At 69.8% G+C, this 11559-nt stretch carries 12 protein-coding genes and 1 pseudogene; 6 read left to right on the forward strand and 7 right to left on the reverse strand.

Annotated features, from left to right (window positions below; all coding sequences use genetic code 11):
• Positions 1 to 14 precede the first annotated feature (14 nt).
• Genes ACFP2T_RS06620 through ACFP2T_RS06630 form a run of 3 tightly spaced genes read left to right on the forward strand, consistent with a single transcriptional unit; the run spans position 15 to position 4021 of the window.
• Positions 15 to 1475, forward strand: coding sequence for a benzaldehyde dehydrogenase (locus ACFP2T_RS06620; RefSeq protein ID WP_377418536.1), 1461 nt, complete (start codon positions 15 to 17; stop codon positions 1473 to 1475).
• Between the two features lie 47 nt (positions 1476 to 1522).
• Positions 1523 to 2794 carry a CynX/NimT family MFS transporter gene (locus ACFP2T_RS06625; RefSeq protein ID WP_377418539.1) on the forward strand — a complete coding sequence of 424 codons (1272 nt, stop codon included), beginning with the start codon at positions 1523 to 1525 and terminating at the stop codon, positions 2792 to 2794.
• Between the two features lie 54 nt (positions 2795 to 2848).
• Positions 2849 to 4021, forward strand: coding sequence for a 4-hydroxybenzoate 3-monooxygenase (locus ACFP2T_RS06630; RefSeq protein WP_377418542.1), 1173 nt, complete (start codon positions 2849 to 2851; stop codon positions 4019 to 4021).
• Between the two features lie 79 nt (positions 4022 to 4100).
• Here the strand turns inward: ACFP2T_RS06630 and ACFP2T_RS06635 are convergent, their stop codons facing one another.
• The 4 genes from ACFP2T_RS06635 to ACFP2T_RS06650 all read right to left on the reverse strand — a co-directional run bounded on the left by ACFP2T_RS06635 (position 4101) and on the right by ACFP2T_RS06650 (position 7027).
• Positions 4101 to 4550 (reverse strand): DoxX family protein, encoded by a 450-nt coding sequence (locus ACFP2T_RS06635; RefSeq protein ID WP_377418545.1) that lies wholly within the window; start codon positions 4548 to 4550, stop codon positions 4101 to 4103.
• 131 nt (positions 4551 to 4681) lie between these two features.
• A complete protein-coding gene (locus tag ACFP2T_RS06640) occupies positions 4682 to 5008 on the reverse strand; it encodes a protease inhibitor I42 family protein (protein ID WP_377418548.1) in 327 nt (108 codons plus the stop codon).
• A gap of 46 nt (positions 5009 to 5054) precedes the next feature.
• Entirely contained in the window at positions 5055 to 5876 is an 822-nt protein-coding gene (locus tag ACFP2T_RS06645) for a C1 family peptidase (RefSeq protein WP_377418551.1), read from the reverse strand.
• Positions 5877 to 6109: 233 nt separating this feature from the next.
• A complete protein-coding gene (locus ACFP2T_RS06650) occupies positions 6110 to 7027 on the reverse strand; it encodes a hypothetical protein (protein WP_377418554.1) in 918 nt (305 codons plus the stop codon).
• A 496-nt stretch (positions 7028 to 7523) separates the two neighbouring features.
• On the opposite strand from ACFP2T_RS06650, the gene ACFP2T_RS06655 reads away from it, so the two are divergent.
• Positions 7524 to 8960, forward strand: a complete 1437-nt coding sequence (locus ACFP2T_RS06655; protein ID WP_377418557.1) for an amidohydrolase family protein — start codon at positions 7524 to 7526, stop codon at positions 8958 to 8960.
• Between the two features lie 465 nt (positions 8961 to 9425).
• Here the strand turns inward: ACFP2T_RS06655 and ACFP2T_RS06660 are convergent, their stop codons facing one another.
• Positions 9426 to 9617, reverse strand: coding sequence for a DUF397 domain-containing protein (locus ACFP2T_RS06660; RefSeq protein WP_377418560.1), 192 nt, complete (start codon positions 9615 to 9617; stop codon positions 9426 to 9428).
• 124 nt (positions 9618 to 9741) lie between these two features.
• On the opposite strand from ACFP2T_RS06660, the gene ACFP2T_RS06665 reads away from it, so the two are divergent.
• Positions 9742 to 10575: a S1 RNA-binding domain-containing protein gene (locus ACFP2T_RS06665; RefSeq protein ID WP_377418563.1), complete on the forward strand. Its 834-nt coding sequence runs from the start codon at positions 9742 to 9744 to the stop codon at positions 10573 to 10575.
• A 225-nt stretch (positions 10576 to 10800) separates the two neighbouring features.
• Here ACFP2T_RS06665 and ACFP2T_RS06670 read toward each other — a convergent pair whose 3' ends face one another.
• Both ACFP2T_RS06670 and ACFP2T_RS06675 read right to left on the reverse strand, forming a co-directional pair.
• Complete coding sequence (locus ACFP2T_RS06670) at positions 10801 to 10992, reverse strand: DUF397 domain-containing protein (RefSeq protein ID WP_377418566.1); 192 nt, start codon at positions 10990 to 10992, stop codon at positions 10801 to 10803.
• Positions 10979 to 11212: pseudogene (locus tag ACFP2T_RS06675) on the reverse strand (DNA-binding protein); the annotation flags it as partial. The pseudogene ACFP2T_RS06675 and the gene ACFP2T_RS06670, both read right to left, overlap by 14 nt.
• Positions 11213 to 11267: 55 nt before the next feature.
• On the opposite strand from ACFP2T_RS06675, the gene ACFP2T_RS06680 reads away from it, so the two are divergent.
• Positions 11268 to 11516 carry a flavin reductase gene (locus ACFP2T_RS06680; protein WP_377418569.1) on the forward strand — a complete coding sequence of 83 codons (249 nt, stop codon included), beginning with the start codon at positions 11268 to 11270 and terminating at the stop codon, positions 11514 to 11516.
• The last annotated feature ends 43 nt before the right edge of the window (positions 11517 to 11559 follow it).

Genomic DNA, 11559 nt, shown 5'->3' on the forward strand with positions numbered 1-11559 from the left:
CCAAGGAGGATTCCATGACTCTTCTCGATTCGACGACCTGGCACGGCAAGGTCTACAGCGACGGCTGGGTCCGGGCCGATGGTGGCGACGCGGCCGTGCTCGAACCGGCCACCGGCGAGGAGATCGGCCGCACCGGGATCGCCAACGCCGCCGACATCACCCGGGCCGCCGCCCGCGCCGCGCAGGCTCAGCGCGACTGGGCCGCCACCAGCTACGACAAGCGGGCCGCGGTGCTACGCCGGGCGGGGCGGCTGTGGGAGGAGCACGCCGCCGAGGTCGGCGACTGGATCATCCGGGAGACCGGCTCGGTGCCGCCCAAGGCGACCCTGGAGACGGATACGGCCGCCCAGGAGTGCTACGAGGCGGCCGCGCTCGCCTCGCACCCGCTCGGCGAGATCATCCAGAGTGCGCAGCCCCGGCTCAGCCTGGCCCGCCGGCTGCCGGTCGGGGTGGTCGGGGTGATCTCCCCGTTCAACGTGCCGATCATCCTCGGCATCCGCTCGGTCGCCCCGGCGCTGGCCCTGGGCAACGCGGTGGTGCTCAAGCCCGATCCGCGTACCGCCGTGACCGGTGGGGTCGCGATCGCCCGGATCTTCGAGGAGGCCGGGCTGCCGCCGGGGGTGCTGCACGTGCTGCCCGGCGGACCCGACGCGGGAGAGGCGCTGGTCGCCGACCCGCACGTGCGCCTGATCAGCTTCACCGGTTCGACCGCCGCCGGACGGCAGGTCGGGCAGGCCGCCGCCCGTCATCTCAAGCGGGTGCTCCTGGAACTCGGCGGCAACTCGGCGCTGGTCGTCCTCGACGACGCCGACCTGGACCTGGCCGTCTCGGCCGGCGCCTGGGGCTCGTTCCTGCACCAGGGTCAGATCTGCATGACCACCGGCCGGCACCTGGTGCACGAGTCGCTGGCCGAGGAGTACATCGGCCGGCTGGCCGAGAAGGCGGAACACCTGCCGGTCGGCAACCCGGCCCGGGAACACGTGGCGCTCGGCCCGATCATCGACGAACGCCAGCGGGACAAGATCCACTCTCTGGTCACCAGCAGCGTCGACGCCGGAGCGACGCTGGTCGCCGGTGGGACGTACGAGAATCTGTTCTACCGGCCGACGGTGCTCTCCGGGATCACCCCGGCCACCCCGGCGTACGCGCACGAGGTCTTCGGCCCCGTCGCGCCGGTGCTCAGCTTCGGTGACCTCGACGAGGCGGCGAAGCTGGCCGCCGACAGCGAGTACGGGCTGTCGCTGGGCATCCTGAGCCGCGACGTGATGAAGGCGATGGCGTTCGCCGAACGGGTGCCGAGCGGCATCGTGCACATCAACGACCAGACGGTCAGCGACGAGGCCGTCGCCCCGTTCGGCGGGGTCGCCGGCTCCGGCAACGGGCCCCGGCTCGGTGGTCCGGCGGCCAACCTCGCCGCGTTCACCGAGACCCAGTGGGTCACCGTGCAGGGCGACATCACGAGGTACCCGTTCTGAACCGCGAACCCCGGCTTCCCGGTGCGCCGCCGGCCGACCGTACCCCCGTGGGCGACCCGGCCGACGTCGCACCGGGCGGCACGGCGGGCGTCGCACCGGGCGGCACGGCGGGCGTCGCACCGGGCGGCTCGGCCGACGGGCCCAGCGGCCGACCCGGGTCCATCCGGCACGGTTGGCTGACCCTGCTCGGCATCGTCCTGCTGGCGCTGAACCTGCGCGCGGCGATCGCCGCGGTGCCGCCACTGCTACCCGATCTCCAGGTCGACCTCGGTCTCGGTCGTGGCGCGGCCGGCCTGCTCACCACCCTGCCGGTGCTCTGCTTCGGCCTGCTCTCCCCGCTGGCCGCGCTGCTCGGCCGCCGGATCGGCATCGAACTGGCGCTGCTCGGCGCGATGCTCGGAATCGTCGTGGGAAGTCTGACCCGGACCCTGCCGCACGCCGGATGGCTGTTCGTCGGGACCGCGATCATCGGTGCCGGGATCACCGTCGGCAACGTGCTCGTGCCCAGCGCGGTCAAGCAGCACTTCGCCGGACGGCCGGGGCTGGCCACCGGGCTCAGCACCGCGTCGCTGACCACCGGGGCGACGCTGGCCGCGGCGGTCAGCGCGCCCCTGGCGTACGGCGTGGGGCTGGGCTGGCGGGGGTCGCTGCTCGCGCTGGGTGGCCTCGCCACGATCGCGGTGCTCGGCTGGCTGCCCCAACTGCGCCGCCGGCATCAGACGGTGACCTCGACCGCGAGCGGCGACGGTCGCGGCAGCATCCTGCGCTCCCCCGTGACCTGGCAGTTGGCCCTCTTCATGGGCACCCAGTCGATGCTCTACTACGCGATGCTGACCTGGTTGCCCAGCCTGCTGCGGGACCAGGGCGTCGACCCGACCCGCGCGGGTGCGGCACTGGCCCTGTTCAACCTGCTCGGCATCGGGACCGCGCTGCTGGTGCCGACGCTCGCGGTCCGGCGACGGGACCAGCGCGGGCTGGCGCTGGTGGTCTGCGCGGGCTGGGCGGTCGGGCTGATCGGGCTGCTCACCGTCCCGTCGCTCTACCCGCTCTGGACCTCGGTCGCCGGGCTCGCCCAGGGTGCCGCGATCAGCCTGACCCTGACCCTGCTCGTGCTGCGGGCCCGGACGCCCGGGTCGGCACGCGAGCTGTCCGGCGCCGTACAGTCGGTCGGCTACCTGCTGGGCGCCACCGGTCCGGTGCTGGTCGGCTGGTTGCGGGACCTGTCCACCGGCTGGGGCGTACCGCTCGCCGCGCTGACGGTCGTGACGGTGGGGATGGCAGTGAGCGCGCTCGGCGCGGGCCGCAACCGCCAGGTGTGACGGGCCCGGATCGCGGCGATGATTCGTGGAGTCGGAACCTCAGGGAGTGGAACGATGCGTACCCAGGTCGGGATCGTCGGGGCAGGGCCGGCCGGCCTGCTGCTGTCGCACCTGCTGCACCGCAGCGGTATCGACTCGGTGGTGCTGGAACGTCGCAGCCGGGACTACGTGGAGCACCGGGTCCGGGCCGGCGTACTGGAACAGGGCTCCGTCGACCTGCTCCGGCGTACCGGTCTCGGGGATCGGCTGGACCGCGAGGGACTGCGGCACGAAGGCATCGAGTTGCGCTTCGGCGGTACGGCGCACCGGATCGCGATGACCGAGCTGACCGGCCGGGCGATCACCGTCTACGGGCAGCAGGAGGTGGTGAAGGACCTGATCGCCGCCCGTACGGCCGTCGGTGGACAGCTCCGGTTCGAGGTCGAGGACGTACGCCTTTCCGGGCTCGACTCCACCTCGCCGGTGATCCGGTACCGGCACCAGGGGCGCGAGGAGGAGCTGCACTGCGATTTCGTCGCCGGCTGCGACGGCTCGCACGGGGTGAGCCGGGACGCGGTGCCGGCCGGCGTCCTGACCGAGTACGAGCGGCAGTACCCGTTCGCCTGGCTGGGCGTACTCGCTGCCGCCGCACCGGCGGCCGAGGAACTCATCTACGCGCACCACGAGCGGGGCTTCGCCCTGCACAGCATGCGCTCGCCGGAGATATCCCGGCTCTACCTACAGGTCGAGCCGGACACCGACATCGCCGACTGGCCGGACGACCGGATCTGGTCCGAGCTGCGGACCCGGCTGGAGACGGTGCCGGGCTGGTCGCTGAACACCGGCCCGATCCTGGAGAAGAGCGTCACCGGGATGCGGAGCCTCGTGGTGGAGCCGATGCGGTGGGAACGGCTGTTCCTGGCCGGCGACGCGGTGCACATCGTGCCGCCGACGGGCGCGAAGGGGATGAACCTGGCAATGGCCGACGTCGCGCTGCTCGGCGACGCGTTCGCCGCCTGGTACCACGAGGGCCGTGACGATCTGCTGACCGGTTACTCCGACACCGCGCTGCGCCGGGTCTGGCGGGCCCAGCACTTCTCCTGGTGGATGACCTCGCTGCTACACCGGTTGGAGACCCAGGACCCGTACGAGGCGAAGCTACAGGTCTCCACCCTGCACTACCTCACCTCGTCCCGGGCGTACGCCACCAGCCTGGCGGAGAACTACGTCGGGCTCGCCGAGGTGTGAGCCCTCCGGCACACACCGGGTCCCGTCCGTTTGCGCCGATCGGCGGACGGGACCCGGTGCGGACCGGTGGGCAGAGCGGCTACCTCGCGGGCGCGGCCACCCGGCCGGTGTTCTCGGCTACGTCACGGCCCCGGCGGCGGCTGAGCGTGCCGTCCAGCGACCAGCGTCCGGCGCCGAGCGCGGCGACCAGCAGGAAGGACCAGCAGAACAGCGCGGCCGTCTCGCCGCCGTTGTTCAGTGGCAGCAGCCCGTCCGGCTGGTGCACCACGAAGTAGGCGTACGCCATCGAGCCGGAACAGATCACGGCCGCGATCCGGGTGCTCAGGCCGACCAGCACGAGCAGCCCGCCCACGAACTGGATGACGGCGGCGTACCACCCGGGCCAGGTACCGAGCGGGATCGCCTCACCGCTGCCGCGATTGCCGCCGAAGAGTCCGAACAGGGATGCGGCGCCGTGCAGCGCGAACAGCAGCCCGAGTACCACTCGGAACAGCGTCGTGATCAGATCGGTGAGTTTGGCATTGGTCATGGGACACTCCTTGCGACTGGCAGGGGTAGCTATCGGGTCCCACGGCAACGCCACGTTATCCAGTGACATTGATGGATGTCAATAGACTCCCATTCCTGCCAGAGCAGGCGCCTCCCTACCGACCGAATCGACTAGTCCCCGGCCACGTGGATCGCCACCTCGAATCGCCGGGTGGCGGGCCCATCCGTCTCCCAGCCTCGCCGCAGGCCGAGCCGTACGCTGGTACGCCCCGGCCCGACGACGGTGAACCGCAACTGCCTGATCCCGCCGCCGCCCAGCCCCGCCTGGTCGGGCCGGAAGCTGTCCCCGGCCGGCGCGAGCACGCTGGCATCGACCGTATCGAGCTGCCAGCGGAAACCCGAACTCGGTGTTTCGGGCAGTTGGACGACCACGACGTCACCGGGCGACGGGCTGTACGACCGTCCGCCGTCGGACTCGGTCAGCTCAAGGTTCGCCATACCGGATCCCGCCTCGCGGCCCTCCGACCGGAGCCGACCGATCCGGTCAGTGCGGCAGCTCGACCGCGCAGCACGCCTCCCCCTGATCCTGAAGCAGGCCGTCGAAGTCGCCGCGCTTCATCTTGAACCGACCGCTCTGGCCCCAGCCCGAACCCCAGGAATTCTGGAAGAGATAGGCGTCCTCGTCCGCAATCCGATCAAGCATCAGATAACAGTGCCCGCCGGCACCGGCACCGGTCGGCCTGACGAATCCATTGGCGTCCGGCTCGAACATGTCATTCGTCCACTGGGTGCCCACCACGATCGACCCCTGACTGTCGATCCATTCGTCGATCTCGGCGAGCGTGTGCGCGAACGCGAAGGCGGCGAGCCGGCCCCGCTCCCGCACCGCCAACGCTCCGGACCGTACGAACGAGCCGTTCTCCGCGCCCGGCTCGCCGTCGATCACCTTGCACTCGTAGTAGAGCGCGTGTGCGTCGGCGTTCTGGTAGGTGCCGGCGACCGGCATGGCGTCCACCCAGCCCGCCCAGCCGAACCCCACGCAGTGCCCGGTCTGCCCCTGGTCGAGCTGGGTGGTCAGTTCCCAGGCGGGTGCCGTGTCGCGCGTGGCGACGGGCTCGCGCTGGGTCCGGAGCCACCGCCAGAAGACCAGGTACGACCGCCAGTCCGAGAAGTACGACGTGTCCGTCAACACCTGCTCGATGGTCATCTGACGGATCGACTCGGGTGGCTCCGCAATCTCCAGCAGACGTGGAATGTCCCAGTCCCGCGCATCCGGCTGGTACAGCCGGCCGAGCAACTGTGGACCGGGTGTGTCATTCGCGCTCGTCTCCGGTGGATCTACCGCGAAACGCCTGTCCTGCTCCATGAACTCGCCTTCGACCGGGCCCTGGCGGGCGGGGTGGGAGGCGGCCGTTGCGGGTCAAACCCGGGCGAAGCCCGGAGCGGCCCGTTCCGCACCGCTCGCGCAGGTCGGAAACGGGCCGTTCCGCGTCGAGGCCGCCGCGTCACCCATTGTGCGCCCCCGGTGCAATTCTCCGGGTCCGATCCGTCGACCGAACCGAGACGTATTCACGACAGGACGCGGGACGGCCCCGGGGATCAGTCGACCGGCAGGTCGGCGCAGCCCGCCTCGTCCGGCAGCAGCGGACGCAGGCTGACCAGCCACCGCTTGCCGCCGGAGGTCCACGGGGTACGGGCGTTCGCCTTGGCCGCCGCACCGCCCAGCGCCGCCGCATCGAGCAGCGCCGTCGCCTCGGCACCGCGTACGTCGACACAGCCCTGGTCGAGGCCGGGTGCCGCCGGCGACCCCGGCAGGGCCGGGCCGGGCCAGGCGACCTCGGGCGGAGCGGCGATCCCGTTGTCGTCGGCCTGCCACGGACTCGCCACTGCGGCCACCGCCTCGGCCTGGTACGGCTTCGCCGCCTCGACCGTGTCCGGCCCCAATGTCCCGGCCAGGTCGGTGAGTACGGTGATCAGCTTCTGCAGTTCCGTCCGCGCCGTACGCTGCGCCTCGGTCAGGCCGCCCGCGCCCTGGGTGCCCTCGGACAGCGCGTACACCTCCAGCTCCTCCGTGCCGGTCGCGGACGACACGGTGAACCGGGTCGACGGCATGTCCGTGACGGACGGCCGGCCGAAATCGGCGGCGGCGGCGGAGCCGACACCGGCGGCCTGGGCCTGCTCGATCAGCTTGTCGACCTCGTCGAGCGGAATGCGCTGCTGCTGGAGGTTCGGCAGTGCCGGGCCGGGATAGATGGCAAGATGCGGGCCCTCCGTGATGACCCGCCCGTCGGCGTAGACCGTCACGATCGGCACCCGGGTCAGCCGGGCGGCCGGCGCCACGAACCCGCCGACGTGCTCCACCCGGAGCACCACACCGTTCGGGTCGGCCGGGCCGGGATCGCCGCCCGAGCCGCCCGGTCCGTCGTCGCCCGCCCCACTGCCCTCCCGGGCACAGGCCGCAGCCAGCAGAAGCACCACGCCGAGACAGGTTATCCGGACACCTCGCCACGTTCTCATGCCAATCAGACGGGCCGAAGCCCCGGTCGGTTCCGGGTCACCGACCACAACCCGAGCGGACGCACAGGCCCGGACCGCGCACCAGCCAGTCATCGCAGGTAGGACGCGGCCCGGTCCCGCCAGCCGCTACGGGTCAGCGCACACCCCACCTCACGAATCAACAGCTCGAAGGTGACGGCTACTCATTCGAGAGGCGACAAAGTACCAATAGTTCCGTTCGGTGCGATCGAGGCGGGAATACAACCCTCTCTCGGCTCGCCTGTCGGCCGCCGTAATGAACTATCTCGGACAATCAGTGGCCACTTCCCGGCTGATTGGGCTCCATAATGGAGGATTACGGACAGGCGATTAGGCAAATTCAGGGCCGCTCGTGTTTTCCTTCCACTATTCGCTGATTTCCGCTGGTCAACGACCATATGGCCCGGCGGAGTTGATCCGACAACGGCTGCCCGATACGCTGCCGCCGGCTCAGCCAATTCCAAAGTGGAGAGTATTCATGTCCGTGGACGATGTGCGCCGATTGGCCCAACTTCCGGTGACCCGCAAGCAATTGTTCTCGCTGGCGGCCATGGCCGGACTCGGCGGAGTGGCGCTGCAATCGGCGGCACCGGCGAGCGCCGCCGCCGACCGCTCTATCGTGATACGCGGCGGTTACTTGATCACAATGGACTCTTCGTTGGGAAACATCACCCGTGGCGACGTCCTCTTCATCGGCAGCACCATCACCGGGGTCGGGCCCAACCTGTCTGTCCCGGTCGGGACCGAGGTCATCGATGCCAGCGGGATGATCGTCATGCCCGGTCTGATCGACAACCACCGGCATCTGTGGGAGAGCCTCGTTCGCGGCCGATCGGTAAACAGCACTTTCGGGCAGTATTTCGCCGACGTGCCCCTCGGCGTCTCGACCCGGCTCACCCCCGACGACGTGTACTACGGCACTCTGCTGGGTGCGTACGAGGCCATCGACAGCGGCATCACGACCGTCCTCGACTGGGCGCACGGCACAAACACCAGAGCGCATGCGCTGGCCGGTATCCGCGCACTGAGCGACTCCGGTATCCGCGCCGTCTACGCGTACGGCCCGCCCGCCTCCGCCACCGCGCCGGACAGCCCACCCAGCAACGACGACATCCTTGCCGCAAAGGCGCTGACCGACAACGAGCCAATGATCGGGCTGGCGATCGGCACCCGTAACCCGGAGACCGCCACCGCCCAGGTCTGGCAGCGGATCCAGCAGGACATCCGCCTTGCCCAACAGTTGGGGGTGCCGGTGACCCTGCACGCCGGTCTGCAACCGGTGTCGACCTACGCGCCCCGCATGCTCGACAGCGTCGGCCTGCTCAACGGAAACGTCACATTCGTCCACGGCAACCTGTTCACCTCGGCCGACCTTCAGCTCATCAGGTCCCGGGGAGCGCAACTGACCGCCTCACCGCTCGTCGAGATGCAGATGGTCGGCCCGGACATCCTGCCGGCCAGCGTCGCGGCCGGTATTCGCCCGGCGGTCTCGGCAGACATCGTTGCGGCGAACACCGGCGACCTCTTCGACAACCTCCGTGCCTCCGTCGCCAGCCACCGGATGTTGGCCCAGCAGGCCGCGTTGAAGGCCGGCACGCCGCTCTCCACCCTGCCCCCACCCGGGCTACGCGACGTGCTGTCCTACGTCACCACCAACCCCGCCGCCGCGCTGGGGATTACCTGGCAGATCGGCAGCCTCTCGCCGGGCAAGCAAGCCGACCTCATCGTCATCGACTCGACCGACCTCAACCTGTTCCTCACCGACCCGCGTGACGCCGTGGTTCACGCGGCCCACCCGGGCAACATCGCCTGGGTGTTCGTGGCTGGCGAGGCCCGCAAACGGGCCGGAGAGCTGGTCGCGGACCTGACCGCCCTTCGCGCCAATGCCAAGGCCGCGCGGGACCGGCTCGGCTGATCTGGCAGCTACCTCGTGCGGTGACCGGACTCGGCGTCTACGCCAGGGCCGCGCTGTTGCTCATGACCCCGTGGCTTCCGCTGGCTGTCCACCCCCGGGGCACTCCTCGGGCGGGGCGTAGGCACGAATGGTGCCGTTGTGCCGCGCAGCTCTTCCGTCAGCGGTGAGGGCTACGAGGCGTTTACAGACGGGGCACCGGCCCCGCTGGTGCTGCGAGCGCTGACTCACCTTGCCTCCCCGGGTAGGTCGTTGCACGTCTTCAGTTTCATCCGCCGAGCCATGCCGCCCATCGTTGCCGATCGAGGCTCGGAAGCGGGCTGACCACGATGGTGCGAGGTTCGGCTGGACGGACAACAGGGCGGAGGGCTCGCACGGCGGACAGGGTGAAGCGCCCTCCGCTCGTCTGGCAGACGGGCGAAGAGGAGACTCCCGCTCCTCACCCGGCAAACCTATGCGGTCACAGCACTAGTGCTGGCTGGCAACGAGGCCGACGAAGGCTCGCCACGCCTCCGGCCCGAAGCTGAGCACCGGGCCGGTCGGGTCCTTGCTGTCGCGTACGGCAACCACGCCGGGCAGGTTGTCGGCCACCTCGACGCACTCTCCACCGTTGGTGCCGCTGCGGGTCGACTTCCGCCACCGGGCGTTACTGAGGTGCATGCTGGCTCTCCACTTCCTTCAGCAGGGTGAGCGACAGGTTTCGCTGGGGCGGACGTCCCCTCAAGACTGCAGCGTGAGCACACTTCCGGGCAAGCGCGCGGCTCCTCGTGAGAGGTTTGACGGCATGGACGAAGCGTCGGATGATCAGGCTTCCCGGAGGTTTCTGGCAGCGATCCAGGTGGGTGACCTCTGCAGTGGGACCGCAACAGGGATCACGCAATCTCACGGAGTGGCGGTGACCCTGGACGGATTCCCCACGCGCCCCCTGGAGACCGTCGGACCGCTGGAACTGTCCTGGCGTCAGGATCGTGCTGCGGCGGTGCAGGTCGGCCAGCGGATCACCGCCGAGGTGATCGCCGTTGACCTGGACGAGGGCCGGACCCGACTGTCGATGGCCGCCACCGAGAATCCCGAACTCTGGGCGTTCCTGAAATCACTTCACCGCGGAGAGATCCTCCCCGGAACGGTCGCGGCGATCGAACGCTTCGGCGTGTTCGTGGCGTTGGACGACGGCCCCGATCACCCGGTCTTCCCCGGCGTCGGGTTCATCACGACCCCCGAACTGTCGTGGCGGCGCTTCGAAGCAGTTTCGGACGTCGTTCAGGTCGGACAGCGCGTCTCATGTGAGTTTCTCCAGTTCGACACATCGAACGGAGAGGCCAGGCTGTCCCTGCGGGCGACACAGCCAGACCCCTTCCAGACGTTCGCCGACGGCATTGCGGTTGGCCAGACACTGCGTGGACAGGTCACCAAGCTGATCCCGTTCGGCGTCCTCGTCGAGGTCGCCGACGGGATCGAAGGGCTGGTCCATCTTCGAGAACTCACACCGACGCCCGTGGAAACCCCGGAGGACGTCGTCCAGGTCGGTAACGACGTCATAGTCGTCGTCACCGAAGTCGACCGGGAGCGACGAAGGCTGACCCTCTCCCGACGACAGGTCCCACCCGACCTCGGCTAACTCCCACGCGTTGCCTTCACACGGTTTCCCTGCCGAGCAATCCGTGCCCATTGGCCTGGGCAGGCGAAGCGGGGACCCCGCTCCTCAGCCCATCGCCTGGCCGATGGACAACACTCAGCCTGCCATGATCCTTGGCGAACTATGGATCCCTACGCGCCCTGGCTCGCCAAGAATCTTGGTCCGCTAAGGAACCCCGTTAACCGATTAGATCGTGACGAAGTACTACTAGTGCTGGCTGGCAGCGAGGCCGACGAAGGCTCGCCACGCCTCCGGCCCGAAGCTCAGCACCGGGCCGGTCGGGTTCTTGCTGTCGCGTACGGCAACCACGCCGGGCAGGTTGTCGGCCACCTCGACACAGTCGCCGCCGGCCGTGCCGCTGCGGGACGACTTCCGCCACCGGGCGTTACTGAGGCGCATGCTGGCTCTCCACTTCCTTCAGCAGGGCGAGCGACAGGTTCTGCGGCAAGGCTACGCCGCGCACACCCTCCCACCGCCCGAGCAGCGTGGCGATCCCATCCTCATCACCGACGGCAATATCGGCAAGTTGGTTCTCCAGGTTCCCTACCCAGTTGCCGTCGGCGGACCTGGCCAGGGCGAGTTGCCCGGAAAGACCGACGTACAGGCACGGTCGCGCGGGCGGGCTGACGCCCGCGCAGGAGCACCGAACTCGGCCCCGTACCCGGATGTGACCGGTGATCGGCCCGCAGGAACGCTGGCGTAGGCACCTCCCGACCTACCCGTCGTATCGCTGCCGGGGCTGCGCCGACCCCTGGCCCTGCCATTCCGCCCGGCTGGCGCTGGTTACCGCGTACCGCAATGACCGGACGGGGTTGATGGTGTACCTCGGCGCGCACCTCGCCCGTGCGCTGCAAGCGCTGCCCGACACGCATCCGGCACTACTCGCTGCGCAGATCCTCTACTGGGTGCCGCGCCGCCGCTGACCGCCGCGTCACCCGACCGGGCCGCACTCCTCCACGGGATCGG

The organism is Plantactinospora solaniradicis (assembly GCF_042658085.1).
Classification (GTDB): domain Bacteria; phylum Actinomycetota; class Actinomycetes; order Mycobacteriales; family Micromonosporaceae; genus Plantactinospora; species Plantactinospora solaniradicis.

Bases quoted from the DNA above. Each gene is read 5' to 3' on its own strand.
- ACFP2T_RS06650 (WP_377418554.1), bottom strand. From the start codon at position 7,027: ATGAGAACGTGGCGAGGTGTCCGGATAACCTGTCTCGGCGTGGTGCTT.
- ACFP2T_RS06645 (WP_377418551.1), bottom strand. From the start codon at position 5,876: ATGGAGCAGGACAGGCGTTTCGCGGTAGATCCACCGGAGACGAGCGCG.
- ACFP2T_RS06670 (WP_377418566.1), bottom strand. From the start codon at position 10,992: ATGCGCCTCAGTAACGCCCGGTGGCGGAAGTCGTCCCGCAGCGGCACG.
- ACFP2T_RS06665 (WP_377418563.1), top strand. From the start codon at position 9,742: ATGGACGAAGCGTCGGATGATCAGGCTTCCCGGAGGTTTCTGGCAGCG.
- ACFP2T_RS06655 (WP_377418557.1), top strand. From the start codon at position 7,524: ATGTCCGTGGACGATGTGCGCCGATTGGCCCAACTTCCGGTGACCCGC.
- ACFP2T_RS06660 (WP_377418560.1), bottom strand. From the start codon at position 9,617: ATGCACCTCAGTAACGCCCGGTGGCGGAAGTCGACCCGCAGCGGCACC.
- ACFP2T_RS06620 (WP_377418536.1), top strand. From the start codon at position 15: ATGACTCTTCTCGATTCGACGACCTGGCACGGCAAGGTCTACAGCGAC.
- ACFP2T_RS06640 (WP_377418548.1), bottom strand. From the start codon at position 5,008: ATGGCGAACCTTGAGCTGACCGAGTCCGACGGCGGACGGTCGTACAGC.
- ACFP2T_RS06635 (WP_377418545.1), bottom strand. From the start codon at position 4,550: ATGACCAATGCCAAACTCACCGATCTGATCACGACGCTGTTCCGAGTG.
- ACFP2T_RS06630 (WP_377418542.1), top strand. From the start codon at position 2,849: ATGCGTACCCAGGTCGGGATCGTCGGGGCAGGGCCGGCCGGCCTGCTG.